We start from the raw sequence: 19,496 nt of genomic DNA on the forward strand, positions 1-19,496 counted from the left end.
GATTAAAAATTACCTATATCTAGTTGCAAGTTAGTATTCCCGTTGCGGGTATTATTGATGGTATGATTAATTTTTTGTAATGGCAGCACAGGTTAATGTTGGTTGCACCTGAGCCGGAGATTTATCTGCAACTAACTCAATTTTGCCTTCGGGGTTACGATGCCAAGAAGTAGCTTGAATAATAGCTTTTGGAGATTGAGGAATTTGTGCTGTAACTATGCCAGTTTTCTCGAATGCAGAGAGATCGCGGATATCAGACCAAGAGCGTAGGCGTAGCCCGTCGTAGACATCGCTCGTGACATCTTGATTGGGATTTTGCGGTATTCGTCCAGCATTGCCCGTCCCCTCATTTTTCACAGTCACGCGTCCTCCATTCTGCACTTGCAACAGGGGTGTTGCAATGGTGACGCTGCCAGAATTGCTTTGAGGTATCGGGGGCAAGCGAAACACCGACTGCGTGACCGGATCGAGAATCTCGGACACCGAAGCAATGCGGCTGGAGGAAATTGAACCAGGAGCCATATCACTTACCAAAATCGACTCTGAAGCTTGAATCGAGATATTCCCCGCCTTACCAGTAGCGGGACTGCTCGATCCGATGGCACCGCCTTGCCTGAGAGAAAGTCTGGCGGTATTAATTGTTAAATTACCGGCATTACCGGCATTAAAAGTCCCAGTGGTGATGACACTAGGTACAAGGGTAAGGGGATTCACCCCAATCAAATCAATCGACTTAGTGGCATCAACTTGCACATCTCCGGCTGCCCCTGTCCCAAAGGTGAGGGAACTCACACTGCCACTGTTGAGGAGCCGGAGGTGGGCGGTGGTAATGTGGATGAATCCAGAGTTGCCGGTTGCACCAAAACCAGCATTGCCGACACCAATCAAACTGCTAGTAATGGGAGAGGCTGGGAGAAACCCATTGATCTCAATAGAATCTGTGGCATTCACGGTGATGCTGCCACTCTGTCCAGCACCAAAAGTAAAGGCAGTCAATCTGCCCCCGTCTTGAAATGAAAGTTGGCGGGCTGTGACTTGAATATTTGCACCCGCTCCCAGCCGCAATGTTTCACTAGAGATTGCACTAGCTGGGGAACCGTTGGGAGTGATACCACCTAACTCAAATTGCTCAGTAGCGTTAATACTAATTTGCCCCGCTGCTTGAGAGCCAAAATTTTTGAGAAGGGCAACGCTTCCCTCCGTTAGCCGAATATTTTCACCGTGAAACTGAATGGAGCCTCCCCCTAAACCACTGACATTGACCAGGGATTTTTGGCTCAGATCAATATCTGCAAAGTTTTGGATGCCAGCATAGTCAAATCCCCAGCCTGGAAGTGTCGGGTTGAAGCGAATCAGTCCATCTTGCACACTGCCCAGTTGGATATTGCCGCTAACACTGGACAAAATTCCACCAGTAGCGCTCAACCCATTCCCAATCAAGGCTAGAGTTTGTCCTGGATTGACCTGCAAACCGGGTGGACTAGTGCGAGTATCCAACGGGGTGAAGGGTCTGAACTGAATAGCATGTCCGGCATTTTGAATCGCTATAGTCCCTGAATTTTGCCCCATTTGCAAACCGATGGGTACACTCATCGTTAATAATGGTGGTGTCCCTGGATTTACGCCACTAAACTCAACTCCATCGGCAAACTTAATACTATTGGCAGTCGTTCCTACAAATGAGCCGCCAATATTCAACGCCGCATTTTGACCAAATACAACACCTGCCGGATTGATTAAAAACAAATTTACCGGGTTATTACTATTAAATGTGCGAATTAAGCCATCAATCTGAGAAACATTTCCACCTGTAACCCGACTAAATATGGTTGTAATATTTGGTGTGTTAATTAAATCAAACGTTGCTGAACCACCAGTAGGCACAGAGAAATTACTGAAACTATGAAATAAATTGTTACCTTTATCAATACCATTGAGAATTGTAAAATTATTCCCGTTTGAATTGACAATGGTGTTAGTTGTGCTGTCTGATGTCACCTGAGCGATCGCCCTTAGCATCATCCCTGGAGTTATTAACCCACTTGTCAACACCAGTAGAAAGGTTAAGACTCTCATGATTAAAAATTACCTATATCTAGTTTCAAGCTAGTATTCCCGTTGCGGGTGTTATTAATAACATGATTAACTTTTAGTCACAGCCGCACAGGTTAATGTTGGTTGCACCTGAGCCGGAGATTTATCTGCAACTAACTCGATTTGGCCTTGAGGGTTACGATGCCAAGAAGTAGCTTGGATAATAGCTTTTGGAGATTGAGGAATTTGTGCTGTAATTGTGCCAGTTTTCTCGAATGCAGAGAGATCGCGGATATCAGACCAAGTGCGTAGGCGTAGCCCGTCGTAGACATCGCTCCTGACTTGTTGATTGGGATTTTGCGGTATTCCACCCCGTCCCGTTGCCACAAAACTGCTGCCAGTATTATGAGAACAACCTGTAGCAATTTGCTGTGATGAATCGACTAAGTTTACAGGTAATTCAACTAAGCCAGAGTTTGGATTTACATCTGGTGTACTGATTTGTACAGAACCATTAATACCAAATTCGGAACTTGCTGTGATGTCGCTATCGGGTGTAAGTTGAGGGCGAAAAGCACCGCCAATCAGCGATTTAGTGGTGAGATTAATATTACCACCTTGACCTTTGATTGCATTGGCAGTGATATCACTATTATTGGCTTGAAAGATCAGCTGACTGTTAATTGAAATGTTGCCACCACTAGCCGTACTACCAGCATTTGAGCTAATTTGACTACCATCGCGCATTAGCAAAAGTGAACTCGCTAAGTTGATATTCCCTTGACTACCATAGGCTACTTCAGCCCGCAGCTTTCCCCCTTGACTCAATCTGATGGTGTCAGACTGAACCATTAAGTTGCCAGCGTTACTGTTGTTGTTGCTGCTGACCACAATTTCGGCTTCATCCCGTACAGTCAGGCTGTTTGTATTGACGCGAATAGAGCCAGCATCCCCATACCGAAGTCCCTGAGAAACTGGTAAATCTTTGGTCGATGTGTTATCCGAAAAAGCATAAAGACCACTTTTACCACCTGCATCTACGGCATAGGCAAAACTGAGTTGCACTGGAGAGCGAGATTTCCCTGCCAATTCAACCGTATCCGCATTAATTAAAATCCCGCCAGCATTGCCTTGGGTTTCCGAAGATGAAGAAATCTTGCCACCTTCAAATAGTTTGAGGTATCCCACATCAAAGGTAATATTGCCTCCTTTCCCAGTGGATCTATTTAGACGCGGCGTGCCATTCTCTTCCAGCACATAGGCAGAGGCAAAAAATCGACTGACGATACCGCTATTGGCATAACCAGCGATGGTGGCTTCATTTGCCTTGACATAGATGTTTCCAGCATTGCCTTGACCATAAGTACCTGTGCGAATTGCAGGGCCATTTAGTACTTCAACCTTGCCTGCTTCTAAAAAAATACTGCCGCCTTGTCCTGTGGCGTTTTCCCGAATGCTGGTACTCATACCTGTGAGATAACCTGGATCGCCGGTGCTTGACTCGCCAGTAACGCTGAGTAAATCGCTGGCTTTGACGATGATGTTGCCGCCATCACCCGAACCACGAGCGGAAGCCCGCAGTTCTGCCCCATCTTGAATCAAAACCGTTTTTGCCGTGATTTCGACGTTGCCCCCATGACCTTGCGATCCTTCTTCAGTATTTGCTGCTAAGGTGCTAGGAAATCGGTTATTCTTACCGTCGGTGGTGTCTTGTAGCAGTTCTACTCGGTCAGCTTGGGCGATTACACTACCGCCCTGGCCAGCACCCAAAACACGCGTGCGGATGCGGGCACCATCTTGGATTTTGAGGGTGGGTGTAATCAAGCGAATTTCGCCGCCGTTACCTGTTGCCCCAGCTTTAATATCAGTGCCGATATTGGTAACGATGCCAGAGGTAGGGTTCGAGCCAGCGATCGCAATGCTATCAGAACCTTGAATCAAAATACCTTGACCATTACTGGCTTTGCTGGTGTTAGCAGTGATGGAGGAAAGTCCGTCAATTGTCACTTGCTGTCCGTTGATTTGAATCCGCCCCCCACCAACGCCGTCGGCATTAATTTGGGCGGCGTTGGTAATCCGAACATTTCCAAACTCTGAATTAGGATAGCTAAATTGCCAGCCTGATGTTGTTTGAGCCAGGTTGACTGTTGTGTTACTGGCTAAAGCAGCCACTTCTACCTGACCAGTAGGGGCAGTAATTTTTCCCCGATCTATGGTGACTTCGCCACCCAGTAAACCAATAGTTTTGCCTGTTTTGAGTGTCAATCCTGTAGTACTGGCTTGATCGGTAATGGTTCCTGGATTTTGCCCAAACTGTAAGCCAATAGGCACTGCGATCGTTAATAATGGCGTTGCATTAGGATTCGTGGCCATAAACTCAGATCCATCGGCAAATTTGATCCTATTTGCTGTAGTGCTGACAAACGAGCCACCAATATCTAACTTGGCATTTGGCCCAAATATAATGCCGTTAGGATTCATTAAAAATAAATTTACCGGATTACTACTATTTCTTGTGCGAATTAACCCATCAATATTGGAAACACTACCGCCAGTGACACGGCTAAATATAGTATTGATATTTGGCGTATTAACTAAATCAAAAGTTGCCGAACCAGCAGTAGCTACAGAGAAATTACTGAAGCTGTGAAATAAATTATTACCTTTTTCTATACCATTAATAATAGTGAAATTATTCCCGTTTGAGTTGACAATGGTGTTAGTTGTGCTGTCTGATGTCACCTGAGCGATCGCCGATCGCATCATCCCTGGAGTGAATAACCCAGTTATGAATATCAATAGAAAGGGTACGGCTCTCATCACAAAAAACTTCCTTAACCTGATTTCAAGTTAGTATTCCCGTTGAGGATGTTATTAATAACATGATTAACTTTTAGTCACAGCCGCACAGGTTAATGGTTGTTGCACTTGAGCCGGAGATTTATCTGTAACTAACTCGATTTGGCCTTGGGGGTTACGATGCCAAGAAGTAGCTTGGATAATAGCTTTTGGAGATTGAGGAATTTGTGCTGTAATTGTGCCAGTTTTCTCGAATGCAGAGAGATCGCGGATATCAGACCAAGTGCGTAGGCGTAGCCCGTCGTAGACATCGCTCCTGACTTCCTGGGTGGGATTTTGCGGCACACCACCCCTTCCCGTGGCGACAAAACTACTACCAGTATTTACAGAACAACCTGTAGCAATTTGCTGCAATGGATCGGTGACATTCTCTGGTAATTGCACTAAACCAGAGTTGAGGTCAACATCGGGGCTAATAATTTGCACGTTTCCGTTAACTCCAAATTCAGAACTGGTGGTGATGTCGTTCTCTGTTGTGAGTTGGGGACGATATTTTAATCCAAAAATTCCCTGAGTAGTAATGTTAATATTGCCCCCACGACCTTTCTCCGCATTGGCAACAATATCACTGTTTTCTAAGCCGAGAATAATCGGTACATTGAGGAAAATGTTACCCCCATTTCCCGTGCCCCTGGCGGTAGCGTTAATATTGCTGCCTCGCTGCAATATGATGCTGTTCGCTTGTACCTGCAAATTACCGCCTTCCCCCGATTGGGTTGCGGCAGTGATGCTCCCTTGGCGATCCAATAGAATGGTGTTGGCATTCACGACCAAGTTACCCGCATTGCCTGTTCCATCATTTTTCACACTCACCAAACCACTAGCGGTCACGATTAAGCGTGGTGTATTAATCGTGAGAGTGCCCGATGCGCCAATGGGCAGAGGGGGGACTCCATACAGTTGTTGTGTAACAGCATCTATGATTGGTGCAGATGCTTCGATCGCACTGTCAAGGAGAACACTATCTCCTTTGCCCTGAACTGTAATCGATTCAGAAGCATTCACCGTGAGACTGCCCCCATTGCCAAACCCGAGAGTTGATGCCGAGATCCGCCCACCCGCTTGGAGATTAATGCGTTGAGCATTCACGGAAACATTGCCCCCATTGCCAAATCGAATGGTTCCAGCCGAAATGTTGCTGGGCTGAGCAAAAATCGGTTCGGTGCCGATGATATTGATCGTCCCATCGACATTCACGCTCACATTCCCCGAATTGCCCGTGGCAAAGGCTCCAGAATTGATAAAACTACCACCCATGAGTGTGAGTTGAGCCGTTGAAAGATTAATCAGACCGGCTGCGCCTGCACCGAAAGAGTTACTGCTAATACTACTGACCTGTCGGGTAAGCGGTGTGAAGCCAGTGAGTGTCGTAGACTCGGTGGCATCGAGATGAATCGCACTACTAGAGCCAGAAGCATAGGTATTCGCACGAATTTCCCCGCCTTGCTGGAGGCTGAAGCGGCGGGTGTCTACGGTAATCGTGCTACCGCCAATCGCCCCCAACTGATTGGTGTGTAAGCCACTCAAAATGGTTTGATTAGGTGTAGTACCCTGAATGGTTAATGAATCAGTGGCACGTACCTGAATTCCCCCGCCGGACTGGAGACCAAAGCTTTGAATCAATAGTGTTGAGCCATCGGTCAGACTCACATTTGCCCCCTGGACTTGAATGCGCCCACCCCCAATGCCACTAGCATCCAACATCGACTGTTGCGAGAGTTGAATATCGCGAAAGCTATTTACGCCGCTATAATCGAAATCCCAACCTTGAGGACTGAACGTGATACCGATTAATCCATCGCTAACAGCACCGATCGTTACCTGTCCTTGGGGTGCAGTCAAAGTTCCACCTGTGAAGCCAAGATCGCCGCCAACTAAAGCCAAAATCTGCCCCGGTTGCACTTGTAAGCCCGTCGGCGTGGCACTGGGGGTCGCGGGGACAAAGGTATTGGCTGCGGTGAGATGGTGACCGTTGCCTTGCACTGCGATGCCTGCGGCGGGCTGCGCCAACGCCCCCGTATTTTGCCCCATTTGCAACCCAATTGGCACACTCATCGTCAACAACGGTGATGCAGTTAGATTAACTGCACTAAATTCGACTCCATCGGCAAACTTAATACTATTTGCCGTTGTCCCCACAAAGGAGCCGCCAATATTCAACGAAGCATCTTTACCAAAGACAATCCCCGCAGGATTCATCAAAAACAAGCTGACACGATTATTACTGTTGAGAGTTTGAATTAATCCATCAATATTGGAAACATTTCCACCTGTAACCCGACTAAATATAGTTGTAATATTTGGCGTATTAATTAAATCAAAAGTTGCCGAACCACCAGTAGGTACAGAAAAATTACTGAAGCTATGAAATAAATTATTACCTTTTTCTATACCATTAATAATTGTAAAATTATTACCGTTTGGGTTGACAGTGGTATTCGTAGTACCATCAGATGTTACCTGAGCAGTTGTAGGTAATAATATCCCTTGAGTTAATAACCCAGTTGTTAAAATCAATAAAAAGGGTAAAACTCTCATCGCCAAATATTTCCTGTGGTTGATTTCAAGTTATTATTCCCTAAATAGTATTATTGATAACATTATGAACCTGCAAAAACCGCAGCACAGGTTAATACTGGTTGCACCTGAGTAGAAGATTTACCAGCAATTAACTCAATTTTGCCCTCTGCATTGCCATGCCAGGAAGTAGCTTGGACAAGAACCTCTTTTGATGTAGGAATTTGTGCGATGACGGAGCTATTTTTGCGATATACAGAGATATTGCGGATATCAGACCAAGTGCGTAGGCGTAGCCCGTCGTAGACATCGCTCCTGACATCTTGATTGAGATTTTGCGGTATTCCACCCCGTCCCGTTGCCACAAAACTGCTGCCAGTATTATGAGAACAACCTGTAGCAATTTGCTGTGATGAATCGACTAAGTTTACAGGTAATTCAACTAATATAAGGAGATGGAAAAATTGCCAGATGATGATCAACAGGAGTCGATAAAAATTTAGTTGCTAGAGATCAAAACGGCGAATACTGCACTGAGAAATATAACCCGTTTTCCTGGAGCGATCGCTTTTCACCGTCTACTGAGATTAAGGGAATGCCCCAATCTACCCTAGCTGAGAATTTATCGCTCTGTTTCCACAACAGCCCCAAGCCAGTACTAACAAGGGTACTTGGTGATGGATTTTCGCCTTTGGTATTCCAGCCTTTGCCAATATCAACGAAGGGTGTCAGTTGCAGCACCCCACCAATTTTGGCAGCGCGGACAATTGGGACTCGAAATTCTGCCGAAAATAACAGACCATTATCTGTGAGTAATGCGTCTTGGCGATAGCCCCGTACACTTAGCTGTCCGCCAAGACCAAATTGCTCTAAAGGCACTAGGGAATCTGCTGCCAATTGGAAATCGCCCCTAGCCAAAAATAGAGTATCTGGTGCCAGCTGTCGTACCCACTGCGCCTGTCCCCGCCAAGCAAAAAAGCGGCTATCTGGGGCATTTTCATTGACATTTGCTCCGAACCAATCTACCCCAAGGCTAAATTGCGATCGCGCCGCAAATACATACTGGTTGCTTCGCTGGGTATATTCTTGAAAAAAGCGCAAAGCCGAAATATTGGTTTTTCCGTTTGCATCGGCACCTGGGGAGAGTCGAAATGGCCCAATGTTATCAATACCCAACTCAGTTTGGCTTGATTGGCGCGAGAACGATAGCCCCACTGCCAATTCCTGCGTTGGCTTTTGTATCAGTGGTTGCCGATAGCCCAATTCGTAAGACTGGGTATTTGACTGAATATCAAGGATGCTGAATGGTTTTTCAATCACGCGATTCCATCCCTGGCTAAAACCGAAGGATACAGTGCCATTGTGGGCGTTAATCGGCAGCGTGTAATTGACATTGATTGTATTACTGCCATCGGTATTGGCGTATCCGACGCTTAGGGTATCGCCCAAGCCCAATAAATTAGCTTCTTGCAGATCCACTCCCCGGCGAAAGCTGCCCACACTTGGCGATCGCCCATTATCCAGGTTTGCTGTCAGCTTAAAAGTTTCCGCTTCTTCAATCTCTACTTGCAACACATTAGTTCCGGGTTGCACGCCTGTCTGCAACTCGGCTGATAGGTTTTGAATCCGCGGATCGAGGCGGAGTAGTTGTAGCTTTTCTATTAAGTGTGGTATATTTAGGGGTCTACCTGCACCAAGTTTGATGCGATCGCGAATGTATTGAGTGTTTAATCGCCTATTACCGATAATCTTAATTTCTTGCAGACTACCCTCAATCACCTGAATTTTGATCGTCCCAGCTTCTATTGTCTGCGGTGCAACCACTGCGCCTGTGGTGACATAACCGTTATCAGTGTAGAGTTTGGTGATGGCATCTTTAACTTGCAACAACTCTGCAAATGTCAGTTCCCTCCCGACAAAGGGATTTGTAACAGTGGCAAACTGTTCTGCTTTGAAAACTGTACTGCCCAAAACTTCAATGCGATTGACCCGAAATTTGGTATTAGGGTCATTCTGCTCCAGAATCGGCTGATTCGGTAGTTTTAGGGATGGAAGCAATTGATTCTCATCTGGTGGCTTAGGTAGCACATCCGACGGTAACGGAGTGTCAGGAATATCCTCTAATCGACCTGGGGGTAATGTCTGAGGAGCGGGAGTTTGGGCGATTGCATCCTGACAGTTGCACAATATTGTGGCGATCGCAAAGCTGAGTGTTATAAATCCAGCAAAAATCCTCAGTTCGCCCACGGACTTGCTTACCTTTGGCTGATTTATAACCAAGGTTTTTCTAACCATTATTTGATTTGTAATTAAATAAATTAGGGATTAAATTCTTAATACTTTGGAAAGTATAAGTAAATACAGCAGTTTGCAAGTAAATGAGGTACACAATGCAAGACTCAACATCAGATAAAAATAGTTTCTACCTCCTGCCTCCTGACTCAAAACCCGTAACTTTGTACTTCATGCAAAAGAAAACTGCTGTAAGTGGTAAGTACTATATCTAACTTAATTTTTTTTTGAAAAGATCAGTAATATTACTATTTGTCAAAAAAGAATTCAGAAGCAAAGCCAGATACAAGAAGGGTATTCTGCCCGAAAAAATGGATAAATTACTGGTTAAAGATACCCACAAAACTTGAAATTTGGTGGTTTACAAAACGCTTGCAGACTCACTACCGCTACGGATAAGCAAGCTATAGCAATCCTATTTGAGTTGTGAAAATTAACGAACCGCTTTTCCTTGCCTACGGAACGCACTCGCGTTCGCAAAGCGTCTCCAAGAGTTGACGCCAACGCGAAGCGTCTTGTTAGAGAAGAGCGCCTTTCCTTTCCTACGGAACGCACTCGCGTTCGCGCAGCGTCTTGTAGAGAAGAAAAGAAAGAGAAGTTTTCACAAATGATTTAGGACTGCTATATAGGACTCATATTTGATTGTGTGAAAAAAACTTAGTACACTTTTATTCCTTCTTCCCAGTCCCCATTACCCCTTATCCCCTTCAGGGGCCCCACCTTCCCCAGTAAAGAGTCCCTAGTCTCTACGAGTAATTCACGCCCATCAAATCGGATTGCTATAGCAACAGCATTTTGATTTGAAATTCTACCTTTTATTCAATTAATTTGATATTTAATTATGCAAGTATATCAAGATGATTGCACTATATCCAAAGCGAAAGTCAGAGCGAAGATTTCCTCGGCTCTGAACTTTGTAAGAGAGTATTCTTATTTAAATTCCCTAACTTTAGTTATGAGAATTCACTGTTAGCTGATAACTGTTAAGCAGCATATTTCACTGACAAATTAAGATGTACTTATCCTGTTTGATTTTTTTGCAGTCTGATTCAGGAGGTTTCAGAGGCTTTTTCATCTTTAGGGTAAAGAGAGCGAATTAACTCCCGAATTACATCAGTTGCTGGTCTGCCAGTCGTTGAACAGTATTGTTCAAGCTTCTGTGCCTCACCTGATGTGAGATTGATTGTAAGTCGTTTAACAGCCCATTTTTTATTCATGTACTAGACAAGGTATGTTTTTAAACTACTTCTCTAATATCAATCATCTAAACTGCTCTTACAATGGTATAAGTAACGACATTTAGTTTAAGTAATCATGAAGTTAAATAGGATATTTTTCCAAGCAATAGTCAATAGATGAAGTTTATTCTAGATTATAAAGTTCAGCTACTTTGTGGGCAGTAATTATAAATAGAATGTAAAAACAATATTAAAGTATATGAACACAGAATAGGTATTTTCACAGAACAGTTGAGGATAATAATACAGAAAAATTTTGCAGCCCCGGCAAATAGAATTCCCGGCTACACAGAGCAAACCCACCTCTAGGGGTTTAGGGAACTTCAAGAAATAAATTATCCAATTTCACGCCCATCAAAACGACTCTCTCTCGCCCCTGCTCCCTGCCCCCTACCTGATCACAACGACAAATTTTCACGCCGACCTACACCTACTTACCCTGCCGGAAGGCTTTGCCTACGTTTGTGTAGTCGCAAATTTTATTCTCCCAATACTTTTCAAATTTAGCTGTTTTTAATTGTTAACAAGTCATGTGCTAATAATGTATCGGCAGCATATTTAATCATATCAAATGACATTCCTGACCTTTCTGCAATATCTAGTAGAGTCTGCTGACCATCAGATAAATTTAAAACCCACAAAGTTGCCATTTGATTTAGCCTACTATCTGGACGACCATTGTATGCCTGATATAGACCCCTTCTCCCCAACTGTGGCTCACATTTAGGATTTTTGCTGTAATAAATGTCATTATTATTGAGGATATGCAATATTGAACTACATTGAAAGAATGACTCCGCAAGATATTGGGGCTGAACAAAATTTAAATCATCTGCTGAGGTGTGATATTCGGGAAAACAGTTATGAGATGATCGCATCAAGCAACCTACAGCTAAATTAAATCCAGGTGAGCAATATTGTCGCTCATCATAGCCATAGGGGAAGAAATCTATAATTTTGTAATCTTGTTTTGAGTTTTTGAGTACATAAGCAGCAACTTTATCGATTTCAGTGTCACCTCTACGGCTTTTTTTGTAAGTAAAGTTGCCGGAATCTCCTAAACAAGTTAATACCAAGCCATGTTTAATATTATTGACTTTGGCTTCGTTGAGAGCCAACCATGTAATTGAGCCAATGGTTCCGGGAATCCAGAGAAATCTATAGGAATATCTTGGTGTAGTTTGACTTAAATATTTAGCGATAAAAGTAGCGATCGCAATTCCTGAAAGATTATCATTACAAAGTGAGGGATGACAGACATGACAAGAAATTAAAACTTCGTCGGTGCTCTTTCCTGGAATATAATACTCGCCATAAGTAAGATGACCTGGTTCAAGAGAAGAATCAATAAATACTTCATATTCTTGATCATTTAGTTCCAAATATTGATTGTGACTCAGGCAAAATCCCCAAGCTTCTTTATAGTATGAAGTACGGAAGGGAATCCAGTCAGGATACTCAGGTAGAGTAAATAGATGCGCTTTGAGTTCTGTAAGAAATACTTTTTTGTCAATTGGAAGGCTGTAGCTAACAACGTGCAGATTGGAATTAGCAAAATCTACAATTTTCTTTCCTTGTGAGTTTTTAATGTAGGCATCTTTAATATTCCATTCTTTCGGAACTGTCCAATCGAAAATTTGAGTGCCAGTTGGAACTTCATGAACTGATAAAGGAATATGCTGCTGAATAAGTTTCAGAGTTTCTCTAACACCATTACCTGTAATACTGCGACATATAGGATATAGCTGATAAACTAGTTGATAAACTTCCTGAGCAATTTCCTCAGAGGATGTTTTTATACTACTAATATTCATATATTTTCAGCTATTTTAAATTTTAAGGAAGTAGGGGTTTTGTAAATGGGCGGATGTTGATGTCAGTAACTTCAGCAGTAGAAGGCAAGCTAAGTGCATTGATGACTACACTTGCCACATCTTCTGGTTGCATCAAGCGTTCAGGGTGATAAATTTTACCCTCCATCTCGTGAATTTGTGCTTGCATAGGAGTTGCAGTACGCCCAGGAAAGACACTAATAACACGTACTTTATCAATATTAACTTCTTCTCTAAGACTATCTGCGATCGCTTTTAAGGCATGTTTAGTTGCTGCATAATGTCCTGCATTAGCACTCGCCCTTAAGCCTACAGATGAGTTGATAAACACAATTTGACCATGCTGGATTTTGAGCATGGGTAGCAAAGCTTGAGTCAGCAAATAAGGGGCACGAACATTGGTACGATATTGTTGGTCGAATTCTGCAACGGGAGTAGTTGCAATTGTACCCATTGATAAAATAGCAGCGTTGTGAATTAAAATATCAACTTGCCCAAAATCTTGCCCAATAGAGACTATGAGTTTATGAATGTCTTCATCCAATGCCAGATCAATCTGATAGCTTTTGGATCTAGGTGAAGTCTCTTGAACAGTCTGAGCGATCGCCAAGAGTGTTTCTAAACGACGCCCTACTAAACATAGTACAGCACCTTGCCGCGCCATTTCCAAAGCGATCGCTTTACCAATACCGCTATTCGCTCCTGTCACCACAACAATTTGGTTAGTGAATTGACTGATCATTTTTTAGATATGACGTTTTTTTAATTGTAAGTGAATTAAATAAAGCCCAATTCCTGTCTTTATCAGATATTTCACTCATAGGTAGGGGCCATTGAATTTTGTAAATTTGAGAGAAGATTAAAAATATAATTTGTTATAAAAATATTTTTCGGCAGTAAAATGCTTCAGCATATTTACTCGGTGAATTTGATTCAATCCCACGAATTCTAAGAATCGAACGAAAAGTCTCTTCTGTAAACCACTGTTTATTATTCTGGGTAGGGAACGCATCCAAAATATATTGAATTTTTCGGCGGCAGAGTGTCTCATTTAAATGGACAAAGAAATTAGGAATACCCAAATCACCATCATATTTGGGTATTTCATATTCTAAAATTAAATGATTTCTAAAGGTATTCCAAGTCAAGTCAGAAATTAAGCGGTGATCTTGATGGCGATCGTCTCGGTGATGAGTAAAGACTATATCTGGTGAAAACTCCTGCTTCAACTGCTCAAAGTATTCCTTCACCTCTATCCCTTCAAAAGGTAGAAAACCATCTCGAAAATTTTTAATGATAATTTTCTTGATCGGGATTTCTTTTAAGAAGAGATTAGCACTTGTTATTGCTTCCTCTGCTCTTTGCTCATTGGAACTAAACACAACCCAATAGATAACAACATGTTGGTAATTCTCTATCAGCTTTAATATTGTGCCTCCACAACCAATCTCGATATCATCACAATGAGAACCTAGACAAAGAATTTTGTACTCAGATTCTTCTGTCTTGTTCAAGCTAAGTTGGATCATATATGGCTAACTTCTAGTTGTTCATCTCCCCATACTTCCCAAGGTCTTTCACCTTGAGCATACATATCATCTAACTGTTGCTTCTCTTTAAACGTATCCATTACCCCGAAAAACCCAGTATATTTATACGCAAAAAGTTCTTTTTTGGCAATCAGTCTTTGAAAAGGTTCAAGAACAAGTTCTTCGCCACGATTAATATAGTTAAAAATCTCTTTTTTAAAGATAAAATATCCTCCATTAATCCAAATATCACGTTGCTTGACATCTTTGATATCCTTTACCAAGCCATCCTCATGCATGTCAACTAGGTGAAAACTTTGGCTTGGTCTGACACACAAAAAACTACCGATTTTATCACGCTGATAAAAATCATTAATATACGTTGGTAGATGCAAGTCTGTCAAACCGTCACTGTAGTTAGCCAAAAATACTTCTTCTCCTTCTAGATACTTTTCTACTGCCTTGAATCTTTGTCCAATATTGGCAGTTAAACCTGTATCTACAAATGTGATATTCCAATCTTGAATATCCCGATTAAACAACTGAATTTTGCTCCCATTGGAAAGGCTAAAGTTATTAGAAAGCCATTCATTGTAATTTAAAAAGTAGCTTTTAATTAGATCAGCTTTGTAACCAAGACATAAGATAAAATCTTTGTGCCCATAGTGAGCATAGTATTTCATTACATGCCATAATATCGGTCTATAACCAATATTGACCATTGGCTTAGGAATACTTTCTGAATATTCTCTCATTCTGGTTCCCAAACCACCACAAAATAAAACTACTTTCATGTTATTTCCCCTTTTTGATGATGAAAAAATATTAAATATTTAAGAGTAGACATTAACTTCAGGAATTGGTACAACAAATTTACCTCCCCAATCCCGAACGTAAGCGATTTGCGTCATAATTTCATTTTTCAGATTCCAGGGCAAAATTAGTATATAGTCAGGCTTAGTTTCAGCAATTTTGTCTGGATGAAAAATCGGAATATGAGTTCCTGGTAAAAATTGACCCTGTTTGTAAGGGTTACGGTCTACTGTGTAGTCAAGAAAATCTGTGCGGATACCACAATAGTTTAAGAGGGTATTTCCCTTACCTGGAGCACCGTAACCAACAATCGATTTTCCCTCTCGCTTAACTTTGATCAAGAAATCTAATAACTTCCGTTTGGTTTCTTTAACTTGTTCACCAAAGGAAAAATAGTATTCTAATTGCGTAAAGCCAGCCGCTTCTTCTCTATCTTTTAGTTCTGATACTTGGTGGCTAATAAGTTTAGAAGAGTCTTCATTGTGCCGCACATAAATTCTTAAAGAACCACCATGAGTAGTTAATTCTTCTACATCAAAAATTGTCAACCCGTGAGCAGCAAAAATCTTTTCTACGGTAATAAAAGAAAAATAAGAGAAATGCTCGTGGTAAATAGTATCAAACTGATTTTCCTCGATTAACCGCATTAGGTGGGGAAATTCCATAGTAATTACACCATGCGGTTTGAGGATAATTTTCATTCCTTTGACAAAATCATTGAGATATGGTGTATGAGCCAGAACATTATTTCCGAGTAATAAATCTGCCTGTTTGCCCTTAGCAACCTGTTCTTTTGCTGTCTCCTGCCCAAAAAATTTGACAACTGTAGGAATACCTTTTTGAATTGCTACCTCAGCAACATTTGCTGCTGGCTCTATTCCCAGCACCGGGATGCTTTTAGCAACAAAGTATTGCAGCAAGTAGCCATCATTACTAGCAATTTCTATTACCTGACTTTCCTGGTTTAATTGAAAACGTTCTACTACCAAATCAACGTATTTATTAGCGTGTTGTAACCAGCTATCAGAGTATGAAGAGAAATAAGCATAGTCGCTAAAAATATTTTCCGGGCTAATGTATTCTTGGAGTTGAACTAAAAAACACTCCTCGCAAACATAGACATGCAGAGGATAAAATGGCTCTACTTCATTGAGTTGTTTGAGACTGCGATAGCTTTCGCAGGGAGGAGACATACCTAAATCTACAAAGGTATGATGCAACCCTGTTTCACAGAACAAACAGTTACCAGTTATTGGCTGATTATTTGTTGGTTTTAGTAAATTCATATATTTATTCTTTTTGCAAAAATCAAATTTCTAATTTAAACAGTTCGCCAGAAAAAATCTTGATCGATTTGCTGAGTACGAATGAGATATTCCAGTTGTTTCAGACGAGTAAAACCTCTAGACTCAAATGTTTCTCTATCCATATCAATTTGCTGGAAGACATTATAGAGTTGTTGAGCACCTCGCTGGGCATCCCATTCACATTTGAATCCTGGTAAATTTTGGTTAATTTTATCAAATAAAACCCGATAGCTGCGGTTGTCAGGATCGTGTTTGCCAAAGCTCAATTGACAATCTGTAAAGACATCTGCAACTATTTGAGCAATTTGTTTGACTTGATAGTTGCTATTTGTATCACCGACATTGAAAATTTGGTTGTGAATTATATCACGCGGAGCTTCTAAGGTACAGATAATTGCTTTGCAGATATCTAACAGATGCACTAGGGGACGCCAAGGTGTACCGTCGCTGTTCATCTTGATTTCTTTAATTGTCCATGCCCAACCTGCTAGATTGTTTAAGACAATATCAAAGCGCATTCTAGGAGAGGCGCCATAGGCTGTGGCATTTCGGAGAAAGGTGGGAGAAAAGCCATCATCAGCAAGGAGTTTCACATCCTGTTCGACAAGTGCTTTGCATTTGGCATAAGCTGTTTGGGGATTGATGGTAGACTCTTCGCTAACGTAGTCTTCAGTGGCAAAACCATAGACACTGCATGATGATGTATAGACAAAGCGTTGGATTCCAGCTGCTTTTGCTAGCTTCGCTAGATGTACTGAGCCTTTGTGATTGATATCGTAGGTGATATCAGGGGCTAACTGACCTAAAGGGTCGTTGGAGAGTTCTGCCATCTGAACTACTGCTTCCACGCCTTGCAGGTCTTCTGTTGTAATGTGGCGGATGTCTTTGTTGAGGGTTTTGGCAGTTACCTTAGTGCCGTTATATAGCCAACCTACTTTATAAAAGCCAGTATCCAAACCAATAACTTCATGACCTTCTTGGATTAAGAGGGGAGCTAATAACGAGCCGATATAACCTTCAGTTCCAGTTACAAGTATTTTCATATCCTATGGTGCGATCGCAGTTTGTGGGGATTTTAATTCAGTAGGAATATTGTCTTGGGTATTATCTACAGGTAGTGGTAGCAACTTAGCAATGATTTCTTCTCGTAGGGGAGCTGCTTCATCTTGAGTCAACCAAGCAAATAACTTTGCTACCGCTTGCGGAGAGTGATCTATTTTGAGAATTTCTTGGAGTACCAACAAAGCCGCGGTGATATTGCCTGCCTGGAGAGGAATTGCTGCCAGCTTCAGACAATAGTTGAAATTGTGACTACGAGCTTTGGCGGTAATCTGGGCGCGATGCTCAATGGGAAAATAGCTATCAGAAACCTCAATTGCACGGCGAATCGCTTCCGCCATTGTTCCAGAATGTAAGCTTTGATTTGTGAGTCTATTAATCTCAGAATGAAGGCGGTAACAAGCTAAAATATCTGGTTCATACCACCAATCGTAAAAAGAAGCAAGGCGTTTAAAAATCTCCCAGTCACAAATTGGGGGTAACTCTGGGTAATACCCCCCTAAGCGTTCATGAGTTGTCCGCCGAACCACCATTGCAGGGATCATCACTAGACCGCATACACCAATGAGCGACAGCCAATCCTGCATGATACCCCTGTGTTCTCCATACAACGAAACTACTTCCCCCTGCTTGATCGCTTCTCCTTTTTCGTTAATATATTCAAAACCTGTACAAGCAACCCCAACAGAATCTGGGCAAGTTGCTAGACTCTGCTGGAGGCGTTCATAAAAGCCTCGATTTACATAGTCATCATCGTGGAGAACATGCACCCACTGACCGCGACTCAGGGCAATCCCGGCGTTATAATTTCTTACTCCACCAATATTTTGCTGATTGCGGTAGTAGCGGATTACTCCTCCCCCAATACTGTTTACTAGATCGAACAACGGTAGCGTACTGGCATTATCTATCACCAGAATTTCCATTTGCTCTGCTCCAGACCATTGCACCAACACGCTAGCCAGACATTCAAGCAGATAATCGGTGCGGTTATATACCGGAATCACCACAGTCCAAAATGGTCGGGGTTTCTCTGGGTTTGTGATCGGTGGAATCGCTGGAAAATGATAGTCGCCAATATTAACTTCGTCTTGGGAAATGGGCGGAGTAACGAGTATTTCTTGGGTGGTTCCAGCATTCTGGTAAGCAGTCACCGCTTTGGCGTAGTGGGGATTGAGTAAAGTCAATCCCTGACGATACACAGAAATCGCCTCTGCGATCTTGTTTTGAGTTTGGTAAACCTGAACCAAGCGGGTATAGGTTTTCCAGTTTTGAGGATTGAGTTTTAAGGCTTGGTGATAGGATGCGATCGCGTCTTCCCATTTCTCTTGTTTTTGCAGGGCACTGCCCAAGTTATAATGGGCATCGAGCAAATCTGGCTGAAATGCGATCGCTTGCCGATGGTACACAATCGCTGTCTGCATATCGCCTGCTTTTTGCCGAGCAATGCCTAACTGATTGTTTAATTTTGCATAGTGAGCTTGTTGTTCGGGCAAAAGCTTGCCTTGGGCGTTGAGAATATTACCCAAGTTGACTTCAGCTTCTGTGCAGTTAGGCTGCAACTCTAACGCTTTTTGATAACAGACAACTGCCTCTTCCAATTTGCCTTGTTGTTCCAGAGTGTAGCCAAGGTTGTTGTGTATAGCTACTAGCTTTGGCTGTAGGGCTAAGGCTTGGCGGTAAGCTACCTCTGCTGCTGATAACTCACCTCCAGATTGACGCAAATTGCCTAAACTAAACCAAGCTTTGACTAACTCTGGTTGCACTTGGACAGCTGCACTAAACAACTTTTCAGCTTCTTGAGGCTGACTAGTTTGCTGCATCAGCAAGCCTAACCTATATAAAGCCTCTGGATGGTCAGGCTGTGCTTCCAGAACTTGACGATAACCCTGTTCTGCTTGTTCTAGACTATTGGCTTGGTGTTGTTGAACAGCAAATTGGAGTGCTTCAGTAATGGTTTTCATATCTATTCCTGTTATATTCAATAACCACAAGCAAAATGAAAGTTTAAAAAGT

The 19,496-nt window shown here is 42.4% G+C and carries 12 protein-coding genes and 1 pseudogene; all 13 read right to left on the reverse strand.

The features are described from left to right. Positions 1 to 66: 66 nt before the first annotated feature. On the reverse strand, positions 67 to 2,076 hold the full coding sequence (locus RMY63_RS19550; RefSeq protein ID WP_322730294.1) for a filamentous hemagglutinin N-terminal domain-containing protein: 2,010 nt from the start codon (positions 2,074 to 2,076) through the stop codon (positions 67 to 69). A gap of 66 nt (positions 2,077 to 2,142) precedes the next feature. After that, positions 2,143 to 4,854: an S-layer family protein gene (locus RMY63_RS19555; protein ID WP_322730334.1), complete on the reverse strand. Its 2,712-nt coding sequence runs from the start codon at positions 4,852 to 4,854 to the stop codon at positions 2,143 to 2,145. Positions 4,855 to 4,920: 66 nt separating this feature from the next. Beyond that, positions 4,921 to 7,431: an S-layer family protein gene (locus tag RMY63_RS19560; RefSeq protein ID WP_322730295.1), complete on the reverse strand. Its 2,511-nt coding sequence runs from the start codon at positions 7,429 to 7,431 to the stop codon at positions 4,921 to 4,923. Between the two features lie 62 nt (positions 7,432 to 7,493). Beyond that, a pseudogene (locus RMY63_RS19565) lies at positions 7,494 to 7,856 on the reverse strand (S-layer family protein); the annotation flags it as partial. 67 nt (positions 7,857 to 7,923) lie between these two features. Continuing rightward, positions 7,924 to 9,705: a ShlB/FhaC/HecB family hemolysin secretion/activation protein gene (locus RMY63_RS19570; protein WP_322730296.1), complete on the reverse strand. Its 1,782-nt coding sequence runs from the start codon at positions 9,703 to 9,705 to the stop codon at positions 7,924 to 7,926. A gap of 1,046 nt (positions 9,706 to 10,751) precedes the next feature. Next, positions 10,752 to 10,919, reverse strand: coding sequence for a CopG family transcriptional regulator (locus tag RMY63_RS19575; protein ID WP_094348841.1), 168 nt, complete (start codon positions 10,917 to 10,919; stop codon positions 10,752 to 10,754). 524 nt (positions 10,920 to 11,443) lie between these two features. Continuing rightward, positions 11,444 to 12,754 carry a DUF4910 domain-containing protein gene (locus RMY63_RS19580; protein ID WP_322730297.1) on the reverse strand — a complete coding sequence of 437 codons (1,311 nt, stop codon included), beginning with the start codon at positions 12,752 to 12,754 and terminating at the stop codon, positions 11,444 to 11,446. 22 nt (positions 12,755 to 12,776) lie between these two features. Beyond that, positions 12,777 to 13,514: an SDR family oxidoreductase gene (locus RMY63_RS19585; protein WP_322730298.1), complete on the reverse strand. Its 738-nt coding sequence runs from the start codon at positions 13,512 to 13,514 to the stop codon at positions 12,777 to 12,779. Positions 13,515 to 13,647: 133 nt separating this feature from the next. Beyond that, the gene (locus RMY63_RS19590; RefSeq protein ID WP_322730299.1) at positions 13,648 to 14,301 is read right to left on the reverse strand and encodes a PIG-L deacetylase family protein; all 654 of its coding nucleotides are present in this window, start codon (positions 14,299 to 14,301) and stop codon (positions 13,648 to 13,650) included. Continuing rightward, positions 14,298 to 15,095: a sugar phosphate nucleotidyltransferase gene (locus RMY63_RS19595; protein WP_322730300.1), complete on the reverse strand. Its 798-nt coding sequence runs from the start codon at positions 15,093 to 15,095 to the stop codon at positions 14,298 to 14,300. The genes RMY63_RS19590 and RMY63_RS19595 overlap by 4 nt, the downstream gene beginning before the upstream one ends. Before the next feature lie 39 nt (positions 15,096 to 15,134). After that, positions 15,135 to 16,400, reverse strand: coding sequence for a class I SAM-dependent methyltransferase (locus tag RMY63_RS19600; protein WP_322730301.1), 1,266 nt, complete (start codon positions 16,398 to 16,400; stop codon positions 15,135 to 15,137). 35 nt (positions 16,401 to 16,435) lie between these two features. Beyond that, positions 16,436 to 17,464 (reverse strand): SDR family oxidoreductase, encoded by a 1,029-nt coding sequence (locus RMY63_RS19605; RefSeq protein WP_322730302.1) that lies wholly within the window; start codon positions 17,462 to 17,464, stop codon positions 16,436 to 16,438. Positions 17,465 to 17,467: 3 nt separating this feature from the next. Beyond that, positions 17,468 to 19,444, reverse strand: a complete 1,977-nt coding sequence (locus tag RMY63_RS19610; protein ID WP_322730303.1) for a tetratricopeptide repeat protein — start codon at positions 19,442 to 19,444, stop codon at positions 17,468 to 17,470. Positions 19,445 to 19,496: the final 52 nt, after the last annotated feature.

Origin of the sequence: Nostoc sp. ChiQUE01b (assembly GCF_034531255.1) — a bacterium.
GTDB lineage: Bacteria > Cyanobacteriota > Cyanobacteriia > Cyanobacteriales > Nostocaceae > Nostoc.

Coding starts and splice junctions, on each gene's coding strand:
- RMY63_RS19580 (WP_322730297.1), bottom strand. CDS start 12,754: ATGAATATTAGTAGTATAAAAACATCCTCTGAGGAAATTGCTCAGGAA.
- RMY63_RS19555 (WP_322730334.1), bottom strand. CDS start 4,854: ATGAGAGCCGTACCCTTTCTATTGATATTCATAACTGGGTTATTCACT.
- RMY63_RS19550 (WP_322730294.1), bottom strand. CDS start 2,076: ATGAGAGTCTTAACCTTTCTACTGGTGTTGACAAGTGGGTTAATAACT.
- RMY63_RS19590 (WP_322730299.1), bottom strand. CDS start 14,301: ATGATCCAACTTAGCTTGAACAAGACAGAAGAATCTGAGTACAAAATT.
- RMY63_RS19575 (WP_094348841.1), bottom strand. CDS start 10,919: ATGAATAAAAAATGGGCTGTTAAACGACTTACAATCAATCTCACATCA.
- RMY63_RS19585 (WP_322730298.1), bottom strand. CDS start 13,514: ATGATCAGTCAATTCACTAACCAAATTGTTGTGGTGACAGGAGCGAAT.
- RMY63_RS19570 (WP_322730296.1), bottom strand. CDS start 9,705: ATGGTTAGAAAAACCTTGGTTATAAATCAGCCAAAGGTAAGCAAGTCC.
- RMY63_RS19560 (WP_322730295.1), bottom strand. CDS start 7,431: ATGAGAGTTTTACCCTTTTTATTGATTTTAACAACTGGGTTATTAACT.
- RMY63_RS19600 (WP_322730301.1), bottom strand. CDS start 16,400: ATGAATTTACTAAAACCAACAAATAATCAGCCAATAACTGGTAACTGT.
- RMY63_RS19595 (WP_322730300.1), bottom strand. CDS start 15,095: ATGAAAGTAGTTTTATTTTGTGGTGGTTTGGGAACCAGAATGAGAGAA.
- RMY63_RS19605 (WP_322730302.1), bottom strand. CDS start 17,464: ATGAAAATACTTGTAACTGGAACTGAAGGTTATATCGGCTCGTTATTA.
- RMY63_RS19610 (WP_322730303.1), bottom strand. CDS start 19,444: ATGAAAACCATTACTGAAGCACTCCAATTTGCTGTTCAACAACACCAA.